This is a genomic window from Bacillus sp. FSL M8-0071 (assembly GCF_037975455.1).
Taxonomy (GTDB): Bacteria; Bacillota; Bacilli; order Bacillales; family Bacillaceae; genus Bacillus; species Bacillus subtilis.
Window position 1 is genome coordinate 2,543,079 of record NZ_CP150256.1, and the last position, 17,118, is coordinate 2,560,196.

19 protein-coding genes and 4 pseudogenes are annotated in these 17,118 nt (G+C 36.4%); 4 read left to right on the forward strand and 19 right to left on the reverse strand.

Features of this window, described 5'->3' with window-relative positions:
• Window positions 1-115: 115 nt before the first annotated feature.
• From MKX71_RS13080 to bltR, 13 genes and pseudogenes are all read right to left on the reverse strand, one after another.
• Window positions 116-892, reverse strand: a complete 777-nt coding sequence (locus MKX71_RS13080) for a sulfite exporter TauE/SafE family protein (protein ID WP_029318134.1) — start codon at window positions 890-892, stop codon at window positions 116-118.
• Between the two features lie 59 nt (window positions 893-951).
• Window positions 952-1,179, reverse strand: coding sequence for a sulfurtransferase TusA family protein (locus tag MKX71_RS13085; RefSeq protein ID WP_032722201.1), 228 nt, complete (start codon window positions 1,177-1,179; stop codon window positions 952-954).
• Window positions 1,180-1,212: 33 nt separating this feature from the next.
• Window positions 1,213-2,347 (reverse strand): annotated as a pseudogene (locus tag MKX71_RS13090) (MBL fold metallo-hydrolase).
• Between the two features lie 32 nt (window positions 2,348-2,379).
• Window positions 2,380-2,758 (reverse strand): annotated as a pseudogene (locus tag MKX71_RS13095) (DsrE/DsrF/DrsH-like family protein).
• Between the two features lie 30 nt (window positions 2,759-2,788).
• Window positions 2,789-3,346 (reverse strand): sulfurtransferase TusA family protein, encoded by a 558-nt coding sequence (locus tag MKX71_RS13100; RefSeq protein ID WP_015251636.1) that lies wholly within the window; start codon window positions 3,344-3,346, stop codon window positions 2,789-2,791.
• A gap of 65 nt (window positions 3,347-3,411) precedes the next feature.
• Window positions 3,412-3,508 (reverse strand): annotated as a pseudogene (locus MKX71_RS13105) (rhodanese-like domain-containing protein); the annotation flags it as partial.
• 23 nt (window positions 3,509-3,531) lie between these two features.
• Window positions 3,532-4,014 (reverse strand): DsrE/DsrF/DrsH-like family protein, encoded by a 483-nt coding sequence (locus MKX71_RS13110; RefSeq protein ID WP_033885207.1) that lies wholly within the window; start codon window positions 4,012-4,014, stop codon window positions 3,532-3,534.
• A gap of 144 nt (window positions 4,015-4,158) precedes the next feature.
• Window positions 4,159-4,419: a metal-sensitive transcriptional regulator gene (locus MKX71_RS13115; protein WP_003237170.1), complete on the reverse strand. Its 261-nt coding sequence runs from the start codon at window positions 4,417-4,419 to the stop codon at window positions 4,159-4,161.
• 21 nt (window positions 4,420-4,440) lie between these two features.
• Entirely contained in the window at window positions 4,441-4,758 is a 318-nt protein-coding gene (locus MKX71_RS13120) for a sulfurtransferase (protein ID WP_250635620.1), read from the reverse strand.
• 383 nt (window positions 4,759-5,141) lie between these two features.
• Window positions 5,142-5,702: a cupin domain-containing protein gene (locus MKX71_RS13125; protein WP_339231188.1), complete on the reverse strand. Its 561-nt coding sequence runs from the start codon at window positions 5,700-5,702 to the stop codon at window positions 5,142-5,144.
• 225 nt (window positions 5,703-5,927) lie between these two features.
• Window positions 5,928-6,071, reverse strand: a complete 144-nt coding sequence (locus tag MKX71_RS13130) for a hypothetical protein (protein ID WP_128993660.1) — start codon at window positions 6,069-6,071, stop codon at window positions 5,928-5,930.
• A pseudogene (locus tag MKX71_RS13135) lies at window positions 6,049-6,180 on the reverse strand (hypothetical protein); the annotation flags it as partial. The gene MKX71_RS13130 and the pseudogene MKX71_RS13135, both read right to left, overlap by 23 nt.
• 64 nt (window positions 6,181-6,244) lie before the next feature.
• Window positions 6,245-7,066 (reverse strand): multidrug efflux transcriptional regulator BltR, encoded by an 822-nt coding sequence (gene bltR / locus MKX71_RS13140; protein WP_339231189.1) that lies wholly within the window; start codon window positions 7,064-7,066, stop codon window positions 6,245-6,247.
• Window positions 7,067-7,182: 116 nt separating this feature from the next.
• On the opposite strand from bltR, the gene blt reads away from it, so the two are divergent.
• Complete coding sequence (gene blt / locus MKX71_RS13145) at window positions 7,183-8,385, forward strand: multidrug efflux MFS transporter Blt (RefSeq protein WP_101169564.1); 1,203 nt, start codon at window positions 7,183-7,185, stop codon at window positions 8,383-8,385.
• Between the two features lie 199 nt (window positions 8,386-8,584).
• The gene (bltD, locus tag MKX71_RS13150) at window positions 8,585-9,043 is read left to right on the forward strand and encodes a spermine/spermidine acetyltransferase (RefSeq protein ID WP_339231191.1); all 459 of its coding nucleotides are present in this window, start codon (window positions 8,585-8,587) and stop codon (window positions 9,041-9,043) included.
• A 156-nt stretch (window positions 9,044-9,199) separates the two neighbouring features.
• Here the strand turns inward: bltD and MKX71_RS13155 are convergent, their stop codons facing one another.
• The 3 genes from MKX71_RS13155 to MKX71_RS13165 all read right to left on the reverse strand — a co-directional run bounded on the left by MKX71_RS13155 (window position 9,200) and on the right by MKX71_RS13165 (window position 11,912).
• Window positions 9,200-10,504 (reverse strand): hemolysin family protein, encoded by a 1,305-nt coding sequence (locus MKX71_RS13155; RefSeq protein WP_339231193.1) that lies wholly within the window; start codon window positions 10,502-10,504, stop codon window positions 9,200-9,202.
• Between the two features lie 281 nt (window positions 10,505-10,785).
• On the reverse strand, window positions 10,786-10,929 hold the full coding sequence (locus tag MKX71_RS13160) for a YrzO family protein (RefSeq protein WP_014477437.1): 144 nt from the start codon (window positions 10,927-10,929) through the stop codon (window positions 10,786-10,788).
• A gap of 17 nt (window positions 10,930-10,946) precedes the next feature.
• On the reverse strand, window positions 10,947-11,912 hold the full coding sequence (locus MKX71_RS13165) for a DMT family transporter (protein ID WP_015714359.1): 966 nt from the start codon (window positions 11,910-11,912) through the stop codon (window positions 10,947-10,949).
• 125 nt (window positions 11,913-12,037) lie between these two features.
• On the opposite strand from MKX71_RS13165, the gene czcR reads away from it, so the two are divergent.
• On the forward strand, window positions 12,038-12,904 hold the full coding sequence (gene czcR, locus MKX71_RS13170; RefSeq protein WP_339231195.1) for a LysR family transcriptional regulator CzcR: 867 nt from the start codon (window positions 12,038-12,040) through the stop codon (window positions 12,902-12,904).
• A gap of 122 nt (window positions 12,905-13,026) precedes the next feature.
• On the opposite strand, the gene MKX71_RS13175 is transcribed toward czcR, so the two are convergent.
• The 3 genes from MKX71_RS13175 to MKX71_RS13185 form a co-directional block, all read right to left on the reverse strand.
• On the reverse strand, window positions 13,027-14,064 hold the full coding sequence (locus MKX71_RS13175; protein WP_259266253.1) for an NAD(P)/FAD-dependent oxidoreductase: 1,038 nt from the start codon (window positions 14,062-14,064) through the stop codon (window positions 13,027-13,029).
• Between the two features lie 87 nt (window positions 14,065-14,151).
• The gene (czcD, locus tag MKX71_RS13180; RefSeq protein WP_151262351.1) at window positions 14,152-15,087 is read right to left on the reverse strand and encodes a CDF family zinc transporter CzcD; all 936 of its coding nucleotides are present in this window, start codon (window positions 15,085-15,087) and stop codon (window positions 14,152-14,154) included.
• Window positions 15,088-15,375: 288 nt separating this feature from the next.
• A complete protein-coding gene (locus MKX71_RS13185; protein ID WP_004398711.1) occupies window positions 15,376-15,765 on the reverse strand; it encodes a tautomerase family protein in 390 nt (129 codons plus the stop codon).
• A 332-nt stretch (window positions 15,766-16,097) separates the two neighbouring features.
• On the opposite strand from MKX71_RS13185, the gene gltR reads away from it, so the two are divergent.
• Window positions 16,098-16,988: a glutamate biosynthesis transcriptional regulator GltR gene (gltR, locus tag MKX71_RS13190; RefSeq protein WP_339231196.1), complete on the forward strand. Its 891-nt coding sequence runs from the start codon at window positions 16,098-16,100 to the stop codon at window positions 16,986-16,988.
• Window positions 16,989-17,118: the final 130 nt, after the last annotated feature.

The window sequence follows — 17,118 nt, forward strand, 5'->3', positions numbered from 1 at the left end:
ATGAATTTCATCAAACACTTGAAACATTTATTGAACGCGGCCAAGTGTCATAACATTAATAAGAAACCAACGAGTGATGAATCTTTTAATCTTTCATTTTACCCGCTGGCTCATATCAAAGGAGCTCTAACCAAATTTTAATAGCTGTCGCACCTATTAATTGCGCTAAAACCCATTGCAGGAATTTTGTATTTACTTTTTGCCCAACTGATGCACCAATAGGAGATGCAATTAAACTAGCAATCATAAGAACCAGAGCTGGTACAAAAAGAACCTGGCCCGTGATTACTTTTCCAACTGTTGCGCCAATAGATGAAAGAAATGTAATCGCAAGAGATGAAGCGACTGTGATTCTAACAGGAATATTTAAAATCGATAACATAATGGGGACCAGGATAAAGGCGCCGCCAGCTCCTAAAATACCTGATACACCACCTATGATTAACGCTAGGGACGAAGCCAACCATTTATTAAATATCACTTCTTTGTCTTCGCTATGTTCTTGTCCTTTTTTAGGTATCAACATTAAAATAACTGCTAAAATAGCCAGAATTCCGTATATAAAGTTAATTCCTTTTTCAGATATGTAATGAGAAAAGTAACTCCCCAATACACTCCCTAAAAGGATGCTGCTTCCCATGTAAATAATTAATGCTTTATTTAGAAGACCACTCTTACGATAAGCCCAAACACCGCCGAGTGTCGCAAAGAAAACTTGAATAGCCCCTATCCCTGAAACTTCATGGGCAGTTAATGACATCACTCCCACTAAAGAAGGAATGTACAATAGCATTGGATAATTAATAACTGCTCCGCCAATACCAATCATTCCGGAAATAAAGGCACCAATAAACCCTATAATGAAAAGAGTTGTGATAAAGGCAATATCCACTTTGGTTTCCTCCTTTCAAAGGAAAAGGGTATCTTTTTATTCGATACCCTTTCACATTATTAGCCTTTTTTAATCCAGAATTTAAATACATCACCTTCATCAGTTTGCTCTAAAAGGTCATGCCCGCCTGATTTAGACCAAGCTGCAAGATCACTTTTAGCTCCCTTATCTGTTGCATGCACTTCTAATATTTGACCTGATTCCAGTTCATTCATCGCTTTTTTTGTCCTGACGATTGGCATTGGGCATGCCAGGCCTTTTGCGTCTAATACTTTATCTGATTTCATGTTCATCTCTCCTCTTTTTAATAGAAACTTGTGTTACCGTATTGCACAGCGGTTTGGACCAATCTCCATTTCACGCTGTTTTTCTTCATCTGGGCTGATTTTCCCCATGTTTGTTTCTCGAATCTCTTGGTATGCATTTGGTTGCGGAGGCAAATGATCTGTTACTAGGTGTCTAAATTCTGTTTCATCCGCAATGTTCAAACCATGGTTCTCGCTAAATAATGTACTTAGTTTTTTACCAACACTTCCATCCTCATTTAGCTCGTCAATGATCGTAAAGTGTGCTGGTAATACAATTAAATCCTTTGATAACGCTTTGTAACGGCTATAAAGCGTTTTTCTTAAATCCCCTACCCAATCTTCTGCCATACCGGCTAAGTCTGGTCTGCCAATTGAATCAATAAACAAAATATCACCTGAAAGAAGATACAGATCATCGACAATGAAAGAAGTGGACCCAATCGTGTGCCCCGGAGAATAAATCGGTTGAATTTTAATCGTTGTATTTCCAATGATCATGTCGTTTCCTTCTTCCAACGGCTGATAATCGAATACCACTTCTTCAGCATCTTTAGGCGGTAACCAGTAGGTTGCTTTTGTTTTTTCAGCAATGACTCTGCCGCCTGAAATATGGTCCGCGTGAAGATGTGTATCAAATACGTGAGTAATCGTTGCACTCTTCTCCTTCGCAAAATCCATAAAGAAATCTACCATACGTGTCGCATCAATAATTGCTGCTTCACCATTGGAAATGACCATGTATGACAGGCAGCCTTTACCGATTCGAACAAACTGATACATCTCACCGCCATCTTTTAAATCCCCGACTTTTACCGGCTCTAAATGTTCGCTCCATGCTTTCATTCCACCCTTAAGATAGGATACAGAATGACCTGCTTCAGATAGCATTTCGGATACCATGACGGATGAACCTTCTTTTGCACAAACGACCAGCACTTCTTTATCAGAAGGAATTTTCTCCAAGATATCTTCTACGCCATCTAAAAGATCGAAATACGGTATATTTAAATGGTCAAAGTCATGTCCTTCAATCTTCCAATCGTTAAAATCATTTTCATTACGCACATCCAAAATAAATAAAGGTTCTTTGTTAAAGATTTTTTGTGTGACTTCTTTTGCGGTAAGTGCTTGAACGGCCATGTTTCATTTCCTCCCCTATCAAATCTTATTAAGCAGAACTTAAAATGTTAAAGATACATCTGCATCTTTAGCAAAATCTAAAAAGGTAACAGCCCCGCCTACTTCGATTTCCTTCTATAAAATCATCTTTTGTTAAACCCATAACGTCCATCGTCATATGACAACCAATAAATGTAACTCCCATTTCTTGTGCCATTTCAATCAATTCAGGAATAGAAGGCACATTTGCTTTCTTACAACCTTCTGCGAAGTGTTCTTTTCCTTTCGGCATTTCTAAATGTTGATGGGAATGCTTATGGATCAGGTTTAATCCCTCGAATGTAAAGAAGATAGATACTTCTTGATCACTTGCTGCTGCCGCAGTCGCAATATTAAATACTTTATAAGCATCAAACAGACCATCATTTTCCGCAATAATCGCTACTCATCTGTTCATCATGCTTTTTATTTATTCGGTTTTACCTGTCCAATCCCGCATACCGGGGACAACATTAATAACTTTTTTAAAACCTTGTTTTTTCATGGTGTGGGCCGCCATTTCACTTCTTCTTCCCGAATGGCAGATAATATAAATTTCATCATTTTTGTTTAATTCATTAGAGCGCTTTTCCACTTCACCAAGAGGGATATGCACAACTCCAGGAATATGAGCTTTTTCATACTCCTCTATCTCTCGTACATCTAAAATGTTAAGAGACTCGTCACTATCCACTTTCTGTTTGAAAGCTTCTAATGAAATCTCAGGAATTGAAGATGCATTTTCTGATGAATGCTCTCCTCCTTTTCGAAGAAAATGACGAAGTATTTCTCCCTCTGCTTCAGTACCTAGATATTCATGGCCTGTACTTTTTGCCCATGCTTCCAGATCTGCTGTGGAACCTTTATCTGTTGCTTGAATTTCCAATACTTCACCAGCTTTTAAATCCTTCATTCTCTTCTTCGTTTTTACGATAGGCATTGGACACGCCAAACCTTTAGCGTCTAGTACAATAGTTGCTTTCATCATTTTTTCCTCCTTTTCTCATATAGGGGTGGGGGTATATAAATATACAAAAAGTTTCTCACTAGAAGTTAATACCATGTATTCATGTCCCCTTTTATATTTGTGATGTTTTTAAATCCTTGTTTCTTCAATATTTTTACTTGCCTTTAAACTTCTCATTCCGCTTAGCAATGAGTAAATGAGTAACATTAGATAAATAAGTTGACACTGCCTTCCTCAGCATCTGCCAAATAAGCTGCTACACCAGCATAGTCAATATCATCTAATAGTTCTTTTTCCTGTAAACCAAGAAGATCCATTGTCATCGTACAAGCTACGAGCTTTACCCCCTGTTCTTGAGCCATCTCAATCAACTGAGGTAAAGTAAGTACATTATGCTTTTTCATCACATTTTTAATCATTTTAGGGCCCATACCTGCAAAGTTCATTTTAGATAAACCCATCTTATCAGCACCACGAGGCATCATCTTTCCAAACAGTTTTTCAAGAAATCCTTTTTTCACTGGAATCAGCTCTTCTTTACGTAAAGCGTTTAATCCCCAAAAAGTATGGAAGATCGTCACTTCATGATCGTAGGCAGCTGCACCATTTGCAATAATATAGGCTGCCATTGCCTTATCATAATCCCCGCTAAATAAAACAATTGTTGTGCGTTTTGTTTGTTCTGTCATGTTTATTCTCCTAACCAATTACCCCCGCGGGTATATTAAAGTCAAAATTTTTTCGAAAGATCTGCTATTATTCAACTCTTCAAATACCGGTAGGGGTATAATATAACGCATATAAAAATTCGTCAACCTTAGGTTGATGAATTTTTATCGGCTCTTTACCAATAAGTCAACTGCTTCTTTTACTAAATTTTGTGTGTCTTCGCCTTTTTCTAAACTTTCACGAACACAATGTTCAAGGTTTGTGCTCACAATTAAACCCATCGCTCGATCGATCGCATTACGGGAAGCTGCTAATTGGGTCACAACCTCTCTACAATCTTTTCCTTGTTCCATCATAGTCAATACACCTTTAATTTGTCCTTCAATCCGTCGTAAGCGGTTTTTAATCTTTTGATCATACTCCATATATCAATGAAATCCTTTCTTTCATTTATTTTTACATTTACATGCTGCCAGTTCATAACTGTTTACATAGATACCTTTGCGCTTTAGAAAACGCACTCCTAAATTTAATTCCACCCGGTCACGAGCTATTATGTGTATTTTATCACGTGGAATCTCTAAATAAAAACGTTTTAGATACGCATATGGGATGTTTAAAATAATATTATCCGAAAAATTGGGTACATCGTTATAATGGCGAATATCTAATATTGTGATGTCCATAGCCTCTAATTTATCTTTATGGATACAAGAGATTCCGGTTATAGGATAATAACGTCTATACGTTGCAATGATAATCACAAAAATAAGCAGGAATGCAATAACTAAATAATTGATACTACTTACACCACCTTATTAACTCTTTGTTATTCACAAAACAATAATATACCCCCATAGGTATATAGTCAAGTGTGAAAGTTACTTTCTATGAGCTGATAGATTCATTTCGATATCCGTGGATTGAAAAAATACTTACATTCGATAATGCCAATTCTGCTAAAAGGAACTCGAATAAAGCAATAAGCCGATTTAATTTTAAATCGGCTTTATTTATCAATTACTTAAAATTAGCACAAGACACGCCGCTTGGATATTAAATGGGGTTTCATTAGCATGGTACTGGTTCCCCATGTTTCATGCTGAATGTGACTTTAATTATTCTAGAATTCTGCAGAATATCTGTGCTAATCTTCCGCAGCCACTGCATCTGCTTTGGTTTCATGAACTGTACCAAATGGATGGTTAGGAGGAGCATAAATGGAGTAAAGTTTTAATGGCGTATTACCTGTATTAATTACGTTGTGCCAAGTGCCGGCAGGTACAACAATGGCAGAATCATCATAAACATTTCTTTGAAAGTTCAAATGATCTTTGCTCTTTCCCATTTTGACGACCCCACGCCCCTGCTCAATCCGTAAGAACTGGTCAACGTTAGGATGGATTTCCAACCCAATGTCTTCTCCAATACCAAGACTCATCAAAGTAACTTGAAAATGCTTTCCTGTCCATAAAGCAGTACGGAACGTATTGTTTTGTTTTGTGGCTCTATTGATATTTACAACAAATGGTTTTGGTCCATAATCCTTTAAAAGAAGATTTCTATCTTCATATGAAGAGCGCAAATCGGCACCTCTGTGTACGTTCTCCATCTCATTTGGAATAGTCCAATAAACAGATCTTCCATCATTATACATCGGCACAGTCACATAATAATAACATTGAGGCGAAAAAGGGTTATAGTACATTTTTTGATCCCCGCAATTATAAATTTTTGTGATAGTATCCTATGCATTTATTAAGGGAGTGTGCTAAATCAAGAAAACTCATATTAAACACAAAAATGAATGTTCGATCACCGTTTGATTCACGGATGAATAATTTATCACCGACCTTGTAATCGTTTTCTGGATGTTGAATTTCACTAGCCTTTGTTAACAAGACATCGAATGACACCTTTATATGATGGATTATCAAAGGTCGACGATCCTAAATGGCTTTTGAACATTTACATAGCACAACAACAGAGTATACGGAATTCTGTTGTTTGTCCCCCCTATCCCAGCTCTTTTAGATTTATCTCTTTGGATGCGCCTTGATGGCCAGTTTTTCAGCAGCGTAGAATTTATCGCCTCCTGAATCGTTATAGCATATTTCAACGCCGATAGACTTGCGGTTCCCAGTGCCGTTTGTACCGTCTCCTGTATGCTGGCTCGCTTTTAGTAAACCAGTTTATATTCTTTTTGGGCACACAACAGAAACAATTTTTCCATATGAAAATCTCGTAATCTTACACCTCTTTAACTTGAAGGAGGATTTTGGCATATGTATTTTCATACCCGTCAACTACCATCTCATCCAGCATATATTCCTCATATGCATTTTCCCCTATTTGCATTCCATTTCTTTCAATGAACTCAATGATTCTCCGGTACGCCTCTTCAGTATTTCCGCCTATTTCATATCCAACTGCATACAGGCCTTTTGGCCGTACATGATAATTTATGTTCTCTGCCCCATCTTTTACTTTTATATAAAAGTAACTGTAATTGTAGAAGTCTTTTTCTAAGATTTGTTCCCGTGCAAAGATTCCGCCTATCGGATAACCTTCATCTAATTCATATTGCTGAACTTCATGAATGAGTTCTGAAATGGCTGCCACATATTTTCGTTCTGGTAAGTTTAATGTTTTTCGGCTTAACATGAATGTTTCTTCATGTAAATATTCAAAAGAAATTGAGGAAAAATCAGTCTCAAGTGCTTGTTCTGTAAGCGTCACTTTTGTTTGTAAGATCGTTTGCAACTGCTTAAGCCCATTTATTTTTTTATCAATCTCAATAGACTTTTCTTTTAGAACATGCAGGATCTTGTCTGGTGTTTTTCCTTTTATTAGACACTTTATTTCTTTTAATGGAACCCCAAGCTCTTTAAATAGACTGATGACTTGAAAAATCTCAAATTGATGATAGGAATAATATCTATACCCATTTTCTTTTTTTATTTCCGGCGAGAAAAGACCAATCTCATCATAATGAAATAAGGTTTGTTTTTTTACACGGCAGAGCTTCGAAAACTCCCCTGTTGTGAAATACTTCTTAACATCTTCGCTCATAAAAACCTCCTTGACTATACGGTAACCATATACCTTATGATTTGATTGTACTTGAAAAAAGCTTCAAGCGAAAAGGATAGGTAAAAAGGGTTCAATTGAGTAAAAGGGGAATTCAGATGAAAAAATCAATAAATGAGCAAAAAACGATATTCATTATACTATTAAGCAACATCTTCGTAGCATTTCTTGGTATCGGTTTAATCATTCCAGTAATGCCTTCTTTTATGAAAATCATGCATTTATCCGGCAGCACAATGGGTTATCTTGTTGCGGCTTTTGCCATTTCTCAGTTAATTACTTCACCTTTTGCAGGTAGGTGGGTTGACCGTTTCGGGAGAAAAAAAATGATTATTCTCGGGTTGCTTATATTCAGTTTATCTGAGTTGATTTTCGGATTAGGGACCCATGTTTCAATATTTTATTTCTCGAGGATATTGGGTGGTGTAAGTGCGGCTTTTATCATGCCCGCGGTAACAGCATATGTAGCTGATATTACAACCCTAAAGGAAAGGTCAAAGGCTATGGGGTATGTTTCTGCTGCAATTAGCACAGGCTTTATTATTGGGCCTGGTGCGGGAGGATTTATTGCCGGCTTTGGCATCCGCATGCCGTTTTTCTTCGCCTCCGCCATCGCATTAATAGCAGCTGTCACTTCCGTTTTTATACTAAAAGAGTCATTGTCAATAGAAGAACGCCATCAACTCTCATCTCATACAAAGGAATCAAATTTCATTAAAGACTTGAAGAGATCCATTCATCCTGTTTATTTCATTGCATTTATTATCGTCTTTGTAATGGCTTTTGGTTTATCAGCTTATGAAACGGTATTCAGCTTGTTTTCTGATCATAAATTTGGCTTTACACCAAAAGATATCGCAACCATTATTACGATTAGTTCCATTGTTGCGGTAGTTATTCAAGTTTTACTATTCGGGAAATTGGTCAACAAACTTGGAGAGAAAAGAATGATTCAGCTGTGCTTAATAACCGGAGCGATCTTGGCTTTCGTGTCTACTGTTATGTCAGGATTTTTAACTGTTTTGCTTGTAACTTGTTTTATTTTTCTGGCGTTCGATTTGCTACGTCCGGCCTTAACCGCTCATTTATCCAATATGGCCGGTAACCAGCAGGGTTTCGTAGCAGGCATGAACTCCACATACACCAGCCTGGGAAATATATTTGGACCTGCTTTAGGCGGTATACTATTTGATCTTAACATTCATTATCCTTTCCTTTTTGCAGGTTTCGTTATGATTGTCGGCCTTGGTCTTACAATGGTTTGGAAAGAAAAAAAGAATGATGCTACAGCTTTGAATTAATTCAGCCTCTATAAAGTCAAGTCATTTGGATGCAGGGAATGCCTCTGGTTAGGCACAATAAGAAAAGGTACTTAATTTGATAGGCTACATGTTGCTTGACGTGAATATAGTTTAAGCTGAGTTTTGGCAATATCAGGATTTCATCTGCCATCACCTTAAGCCGCAGCCTAACCGGGATAAGAAAAAAGGAGAATGTAGTATGAGTATAAAAATAAAAGCAGTAACTGATGATAATCGTGCTGCAATTCTTGATCTGCATGTCAGCCAGAATCAATTATCATATATTGAATCTACAAAAATATGTTTAGAGGATGCAAAAGAATGTCACTATTATAAACCTGTCGGGCTTTACTATGAAGGAGATCTAGTCGGTTTTGCAATGTATGGATTGTTTCCCGAGTATGATGAAGATAATAAAAATGGACGAGTCTGGCTTGATCGATTTTTTATTGACGAACGCTATCAGGGAAAAGGATTAGGGAAGAAAATGCTTAAAGCCCTCATTCAGCACCTTGCTGAGCTATATAAATGTAGGAGAATTTATTTAAGTATATTTGAAAATAATATTCATGCTATACGCCTTTATCAAAGGTTTGGTTTTCAATTTAATGGTGAACTCGACTTTAATGGTGAGAAGGTAATGGTAAAAGAGCTATAGATATCCAGGCCTCCTTTTTTGCTGAGAAACGTTTGAACTTCGATAATGATTACCTACTTAAACTGCAAGATCATTGTTTAAAAAAGCCTGGATGAAAATTTCATCTCAGGCTTTAAGCATCTTATTAGTCAAAATCTCATGTGTTTTATCCAGATGTTATTCTTTTTTCCGGACAATTTCTAAATAATTAATATGCCGGCCAACTGTTTTGTGCACTTTAAAAATATACCCATCGGCTTCTATAACGGACCCAACTGCAGCGTCTATTTGTTGAGTCATAAACCAGCCGCCTATTGTATCCACTTCGTCACTTGCTAACGTCGTTCCCAATAAATCATTTACATCTTCAATGAGCACTTTCGAATCTAAGATATAGTGATTATCATTTACTTTTCTAATATTAGGCACTTCATCTTTATCAAATTCATCTCTGATTTCCCCGACAATTTCTTCAAGAATATCTTCAGCAGTGACTAAACCTGAAGTGCCGCCATATTCATCCACAAGAATAGCGATATGTGTTCGCTCTTTTTGCATTTTTACCAATAAATCATGAATTGGAACGGATTCAATAACATGGATAACAGGGTTGATATGATTTTCTAACTTGAAATCCTCTTTTATCTTCTGGTCTGTGTCAATATAAGCTGACAAAAATTCTTTAGCATTGATAAAACCAATGATTGAATCTTTATCTCCATTTAGGACTGGGTACCTTGTATAGCTCTCTGTCTTAATGGTCTTAACAAGAGTTTCATAAGAATCCTCACTAGAAATCGCTACGATCTCTCTTCTCGGAATCATAATTTCTTTGGCGATTCTTTCATCAAATTCAAAAATATTATTTACATATTTCAACTCATTTTGATTGATTTCACCGCTCTTATAGCTTTCAGACAGTAAGATGCGCAGTTCTTCTTCAGAATGAGCAAGTTCATGTTCTGATGCAGGTTTCAAACCGAAGAGTCCTACTATAAACCGGGCTGAACCATTTAAAAACCATATAAAAGGGAACAGGATGCGGTAAAACCAAATAATTGGCTTTGCAGTCAAAAGAGTGATGGTTTCCGCTTTTTGGATAGCGAGTGTTTTAGGAGCAAGCTCTCCAACTACAACGTGCAAAAAAGTCGCCATCACAAAAGCAATCACTAAGATCAATACATGTGAGACTGTTTCACTTACATGAAAATGAGCAAATAAGGGGTGCAGAATCACTTCAAAAGTCGATTCTCCGACCCAGCCAATTCCCAACGCTGTAACCGTGATCCCTAATTGACAAGCTGACAAATATTCGTCCAAATGAGTAATGACCTTTTTGGCTGATACGGCACCTTTTTTTCCCTCTAATATGAGTTGGTCAATTTTTGATGACCTGATCTTTACTATCGCAAATTCAGTCGCAACAAAAAATGCTGTTAAGACAATTAAAATAGTAAAGATTATAAGGTTAATGGTTGTCAATGATTTGCCTTACCTAGTAAGGCGTACACCTCCGATATAAATATTTATTTTTATAACCCGTTTTTTCTGAATAAACAAAAAACAGTATATATAACATTATAAGTTCAAAAGAACCTAAAATCAACTCTGAATGATGTAAATAATCATCTTTTTCCGTATGGAGAGTGGTTCCCGTAGTATTCAACTAGCGATTGGTGACGTTTTAAGACTTAAAATAGAAAGCAAAATAAAAACACACCTGAATTTTCTGGTGTGTTTCAATAATATCCAACCGTCTTGATTTATTTAATGTCTTTATTAAGGTTTTCTTTTAAAATTTGAATCAATTCCGCCTGTTGCTTTATATTTTTGCGGCCATTTCTATTAATTGCAGCAAGTTCACAGACAATTCCAGCTGAAATGAAAAACAATAAACCTTCAAACATTTTAAATCCCCCACCGTCTAAGTGATAGTCAAATTTGTTTTTTCTTTTTGTAATACCTGCTTATAATCTTCCTTACGCTGATATATGTTATTTAAAATGAGTCCAATAATGACAAACAGTGTTCCTACTATATCAAATGCAGTTATGTTATATCCTTTGATCACCATGATTAACAATGTAGTAATGGGGACAAAGTTAATAAATAAAATCCCATTAATGGATGATAGGATTTTAATGCCATAGTTCCAACTAAGGAGGGCTATGATACCAGGTAAAGTAATCATAAATAAAAAATCATACTTAATTGCTGCAATCACTTTAATACTCGGTACCGACACGTAACCTTGCGCGGTAAGTATAGCTGTCATGATTCCTGTTATAGCTGTGCCGAATAAACATGTCAAAGTTGAATAACGAAGTGTGGACCACTCTCGGAATATCTGTCCCCCCATTGTGTAGACAACCCACCCTAAAACACCAATGAATATAAAGAGTATCGAGAATAGATGATCCCCTAATGAAAAAAAGAAACTTATATTACCTTTGGTTATGACCATCGAAGCCCCCAAAAAGGCAATCAATATACTGATCATTGTGTATTTTTTAGGTTTCACATGTTTATATCCCCATAGAATAACAATTGAAAGCATCGGCATGAGTGCCTCGGCAATGGATGCTGTCATAATTCCAGACTTCCCCATCAACCTTTGACCTAAAAAAATAAGAACATTGTATACAGTAAACGCCATCACCCCAAATAAAATGATCCATTTTGCTTTACCCTCTAAATAAAATGATTTTTTTCCTTCTCTCACCAATAATAAAATCACTAACATAATCGTTACCACACCGTAGCGAATAAATGAAAAATAAAACGGATCAACAAATTCTAATGCATGATCTGCAACTGGAAACATCGCGCCCCAAGACATACTTGCTACTAAACATGTAAGGGCACCAATGAATAATTGACCTTTTTTCATTGAATTCCCCTCCTTTTCTTTAAAATTACAATGAGAATTATAAAAAGAAGTAAGCATCAAGTAAAATGAACAAAAGTGATGAAAAACATCATTGATAATGATACATTAATGAAGGGGGGATCTTCATGGAACTGCGAGACTTACAAATTTTCAAATGCGTAGCCCATCACAAGAGTATTACCGGTGCTGCAAAAGAGTTAAATTATGTACAATCTAATGTAACTGCGCGGATTAAGCAATTAGAGAATGAGCTCAAAACACCTCTTTTCAATCGCCATAAAAAAGGGGTTTCACTAAGCCCAGAGGGCCGAAAAATGATTGAATACGTTAACAAAATTTTGAAAGATGTTGAAGAACTGGAGCAAGTCTTTCTAGATACTGAAATACCGTCTGGAATATTAAAAATCGGTACAGTGGAAACAGTGAGGATACTGCCGACCATCATAGCTTCCTATTATAAAAAGTATCCTAATGTGGATTTATCATTGCAGGCTGGTCTAACAGAGGAACTTATTAAAAAGGTCATGAATCACGAATTAGACGGAGCTTTTATTTCAGGTCCTTTGAAACATTCTATTCTGGAACAGTATGATGTTTATACTGAAAAACTTACTCTTGTAACCAGTAACAAAACGTTTAATATAGAGGATTTTTCAACGACTCCGATTCTTGTTTTTAATCAGGGGTGCGGGTATCGGTCTAGACTTGAACAATGGCTCAAAGATGAAGGTGTGCACCCAAACAGAATGATGGAATTTAACATCCTGGAGACAATCTTAAATAGTGTTGCACTTGGACTCGGTATAACAGTGGTACCGGAATCTGCTGTTATGCATCTAGCTGTACAAGGTAAGGTTTATTGCCACCCATTGCCTGAGAAAGACAGCTGTATCTCCACAATCTTTATACGCCATAAAGATGCGTACCTGACAAATTCAATGCGCAGCCTCCTTAAGACCATTGTTGAACATAAAAATATGAGTATGGCTTAAAGTGATTTTTCCCTTTCTATATTCTAACTTCTTAAATAAAAGAGAAGGCTCATCTCCACTTCGCTACCCTTATTCACGCAAAAAATAGAGCAGTAAACATGTGAGTTACTGCTCTGCTTCGTTTATTCACCGTTCATTTGTTTTACAATGTATTCAGCATCATTTCCTACGCCTTGAAGCAACGCTGAACCTCGCTTATGCTGCCAAGGCAAACCTATAAAGTACAATCCTTCTACAGGTGAAACACCTCTATGATGTATGATTCGACCTTCTTGATCCAAAACACCTTTTATATTTATCCAACATAAGGGATTCCTGAAACCAGTAGCCCAAATAACATTGTTTACTTCTAATGTAGATGAATCTTTAAAAATGATTTCATTTTGCTTTGCGGCAATGACTCTTTTTTTTAAGATGATCTCCTTCTGTTTTATTGCATGTTTTAATTCATGCCCAAATACTGGATCACCTTTCTTTTGAATGAATTTGCCTACTATTGATGTATGACTTGCATGTAAAACTCCTAGTTTATCAAACCACCAAAAGATGCTTCTTTTTCCTATCATTAAAGGGAAATAAACAAGTTTATTACTACAAGCTAAATATGTAACTCTTTCTTTGGATAATTCAACAGCTATTTGAGCACCACTATTCCCACCACCAACTACTAGTACATTTCCATATGCCAATTGTTTTGAATTCTTATATTGTGATGAGTGTAGTTGATTAATATTATCGGATAAATCCTTTGATATTGATGGAATATTAGGGGTATGAAAAGGCCCTGTAGCAATGACAAGATTCTTCGTTTGATATTCTTCCCGATTTGTTTTTATTAAGAAATAATTCTTTATTTTTAGGACACTTATTACTTCTGTCCGTAATTGGATTGGAATTTCAAATTTTTTAACATACTTCTTTAGATAAGCAACAATTTCATTTTTTGAAGGAAATCCATGTTTTTCTCCTTCAAGATGCATTCCAGGCAAAGAGCTATACATTCGAGAAGTAAATAAAACTAATGAGTCATACCGATCTTTCCAGCTCTCCCCCACCCCATGACTTTTATCCAAAATAATAAACTTTTGATCGGACTGCTTTAGATAATACCCTATCGAGATCCCTGCTTGACCAGCCCCGATTACTATAGTGTCGTACACATTATCACCCCGCCAATTTCAAATTGTCAGTAGACAGAATCTGCAAAATGCTAGTTGATCTCCTCACTATAAAGTTAGATAAAAAATTTAATGGTGATGGTGGTCACGCTGCTTCTCCATTTTGGGCTGACAAAGGATCGCATTGTCGTGATTATGCGCTTCGGTTTCCATTTGAATGGTTACGTGCGTAATGCCTTTATGCTCAAGTTCATGTTCAATTTCGCGTAAAATATTTTCACTTTCTGAAATGGTCAGTTGATCGTTAACAACTGCGTGGCAAGAAAGAGCATTCAATCCGCTTGTGATAGACCATATGTGTAAATCATGAATGTTTTGAATTCCCTCTATCCCTTCAATTGTACGAATGATATCAGAGACATCGATATTTTCTGGAGTTCCTTCCATTAAGATGTGAATGGAATCTTTAGTCACATTGTAACCGCTTCTTAGAACAAGAATAGCCACAATGATACTAGCCAATGGATCTGCCCAGCCCCATCCAAAGAAGATGATAAGTATGGCAGCTAAAATGGCACCTACAGAGCCGAGCATATCGCTTATTACATGTAAATAAGCTCCTCTTATATTCAGATTATTCTTTGTATCTCCGCCACTCATCATAATCCAAGCGACCAATAGATTCACAACTAACCCGATGATACTAATTGTAAGCATGCCGGTTGTTGCTACTTTTGGTGGATGAGAGAAGCGTTCGATTGCTTCATAAATGATATAAAGAGAAATAAGAATTAAGGCAGCACCGTTTATCACAGCTGCAAGAATCTCAAATCGTTTATAGCCGAATGTCTTATTGTGATTTGCCTTTTTTTCAGCTAATGTAAAAGCAATCAGGGCAACCATTAATGAAATTGAATCACTCAGCATATGGCCTGCATCAGATAAAAGCGCCAGACTATTTGTTAAAAATCCACCTATAGCTTCTATTATCATATAACCTGTAATCATGATAAAAGAGATCAATAAAACCTTTTTATTTGCTCCTTCATTATGATTGTGACCCATAAAAAACTCCTCCTTACCTAAAGTTTATTGATACATATGTATTTATTATTTCAAATCTGTTATGAAGCATTCTAACATGATGCAAACAATTTTTATATATGAGCATGTGTTCATATATAAATATATCTGCTCTTTACTGAAATGTCAAAATATTTTTTATAGAAATCCACAATACCTCCTTAATTATTCTTTTATAAACATAAAAAAGCGGAGCAAACACATGGTTTGCTCCGCTACCCTAGTTTCTCTATCCTTTTCTTCAATCAAGCATTTGAGGGTAGTATTCAACTACAATTTACCTGTTAAAAATTGGGCCTCACCAAGTCCAAAACTCCAGTCAGCATTATCATTTTCAACAATAGATACAATTAAATCAGTTGATGCGATACCACACTCAGATTCCAGTCTTTCAGCTAACAGCCTGTAAAATTTTTGTTTCTTCTCTTCCGGTCGGGATTTACTTGTAACTGAAAGAACAACAAGATTTTTAGTTCGGTTAAATCCTAACCCAGTATCCTCAATAATCATATGATTTTCTGGATGTTCATGAACAATTTGATAACGGTCTTGTTGAGGCACATCAAAAGCCTCTACTACAACATTGTGAGCGACATCTAAAAGTTTTTTCAAACTTGATTGATCTCGCCCTTCTATTAAGTCAAAACGAAGTAATGGCATAAAATCCCCTCCTTCTACTACAACAGTCTTTTTAATTTCATTCGTTAATGTGTCAGCTATTTCCAAGCAGCTGCTACATTTAGAATAAAGTAATTTCCCAATAACCCCTTCATTCTGGTGTTAGTCAAGCCTATGTTATGATGTGTATTTCCATAGGCAATATACAGAATCAACTTCGAGTAAATTAACCATTTTTTGAAATAGCCTTATCACTTACTTTAGAAATCATTTATTCTTCTAAGCTTTAGTTTACATGAAGCTCTGCTATCATATATAATTCAAAATTAAGATGGAAGACATCTCAAAATCAGATATCAACTATGGAGGACTAGATGAATATTCAGTTGTTACAGGTTTTTCTCACTACTGCTCGTGAAGGCAGTATTTCCAAGGCTGCTCAGACTTTAAATTATGCACAATCGAACGTAACGAATAAGATACAACAACTAGAAAACGATTTACAGACAAAATTATTCTATCGCCATAGTCGAGGAATCACACTTACTCCCCCAGGGCAAATTCTTGTTTCTTACTCAGAGAAAATTCTACATACTATTGAAGAAGCTAGAGCAGCCATGGGCGAATCATCCGTGCCTTCTGGGCCACTGCGTATAGGATCAATGGAAACAACAGCTGCAGTTTGGCTTCCTCAACTCCTTGCACATTATAATAACCTCTATCCAAATGTTGATTTGAACCTAGTAACCGGCCCTACGGAACAACAAATACAAGCAGTTTTACATTATGAGTTAAACGGCGCTTTTATTTCAGGGCCTATTGAACACCCTGATTTAGTTCAAGAAAAGGTATTGGATGAAGAGATGGTTCTTGTTACAAGTGCTTCACACCCTGTGATTTCTTCCATTCAGGATGTTCAAACACAAACAATGCTTGTATTCCGTAAAGGATGCTCTTACAGAGCAAAGCTCAATCATATCCTCCAAGAAGAAGGTTTATTACCTATAAAATTAATGGAATTTGGCATACTTGAAGCGATCATTGGCTGTGTAAGCGCCGGCTTGGGGATTTCACTGCTGCCTCGTTCAATCATTGCTTCGCATGAAAAAGAAGGCCGCATTCGCAGCCACACTATCTCTGACAAATATTCTTTCGTATCAACCATGTTTATAAGGCGGAAAGACACTTTAATTACCCCTGCTTTATCTGCTTTTTTAACGCATATGAGGGATCATTTTCAGGTAAAGAGGCCAGATCAATCGTAAATAAATGGATGGAAGGCAGGCTTCGCCTCAAAATACCTCTGATCAGTTGTCTGATATAAAAATATAGGCGCATCTCATTGTTTGTATAGAGCAAAAAAGCAAACTTCGGTATGTAGTTTGCTTTTTCTTC

What these genes read in the sequence shown, in the direction of transcription:
- MKX71_RS13085 (WP_032722201.1), bottom strand. Translation starts at nt 1,179, where the DNA reads ATGAAATCAGATAAAGTATTAGACGCAAAAGGCCTGGCATGCCCAATG.
- MKX71_RS13100 (WP_015251636.1), bottom strand. Translation starts at nt 3,346, where the DNA reads ATGATGAAAGCAACTATTGTACTAGACGCTAAAGGTTTGGCGTGTCCA.
- MKX71_RS13110 (WP_033885207.1), bottom strand. Translation starts at nt 4,014, where the DNA reads ATGACAGAACAAACAAAACGCACAACAATTGTTTTATTTAGCGGGGAT.
- MKX71_RS13115 (WP_003237170.1), bottom strand. Translation starts at nt 4,419, where the DNA reads ATGGAGTATGATCAAAAGATTAAAAACCGCTTACGACGGATTGAAGGA.
- MKX71_RS13125 (WP_339231188.1), bottom strand. Translation starts at nt 5,702, where the DNA reads ATGTACTATAACCCTTTTTCGCCTCAATGTTATTATTATGTGACTGTG.
- bltR (WP_339231189.1), bottom strand. Translation starts at nt 7,066, where the DNA reads ATGAGCGAAGATGTTAAGAAGTATTTCACAACAGGGGAGTTTTCGAAG.
- blt (WP_101169564.1), top strand. Translation starts at nt 7,183, where the DNA reads ATGAAAAAATCAATAAATGAGCAAAAAACGATATTCATTATACTATTA.
- bltD (WP_339231191.1), top strand. Translation starts at nt 8,585, where the DNA reads ATGAGTATAAAAATAAAAGCAGTAACTGATGATAATCGTGCTGCAATT.
- MKX71_RS13160 (WP_014477437.1), bottom strand. Translation starts at nt 10,929, where the DNA reads ATGTTTGAAGGTTTATTGTTTTTCATTTCAGCTGGAATTGTCTGTGAA.
- MKX71_RS13165 (WP_015714359.1), bottom strand. Translation starts at nt 11,912, where the DNA reads ATGAAAAAAGGTCAATTATTCATTGGTGCCCTTACATGTTTAGTAGCA.
- czcR (WP_339231195.1), top strand. Translation starts at nt 12,038, where the DNA reads ATGGAACTGCGAGACTTACAAATTTTCAAATGCGTAGCCCATCACAAG.
- czcD (WP_151262351.1), bottom strand. Translation starts at nt 15,087, where the DNA reads ATGGGTCACAATCATAATGAAGGAGCAAATAAAAAGGTTTTATTGATC.
- MKX71_RS13185 (WP_004398711.1), bottom strand. Translation starts at nt 15,765, where the DNA reads ATGCCATTACTTCGTTTTGACTTAATAGAAGGGCGAGATCAATCAAGT.
- gltR (WP_339231196.1), top strand. Translation starts at nt 16,098, where the DNA reads ATGAATATTCAGTTGTTACAGGTTTTTCTCACTACTGCTCGTGAAGGC.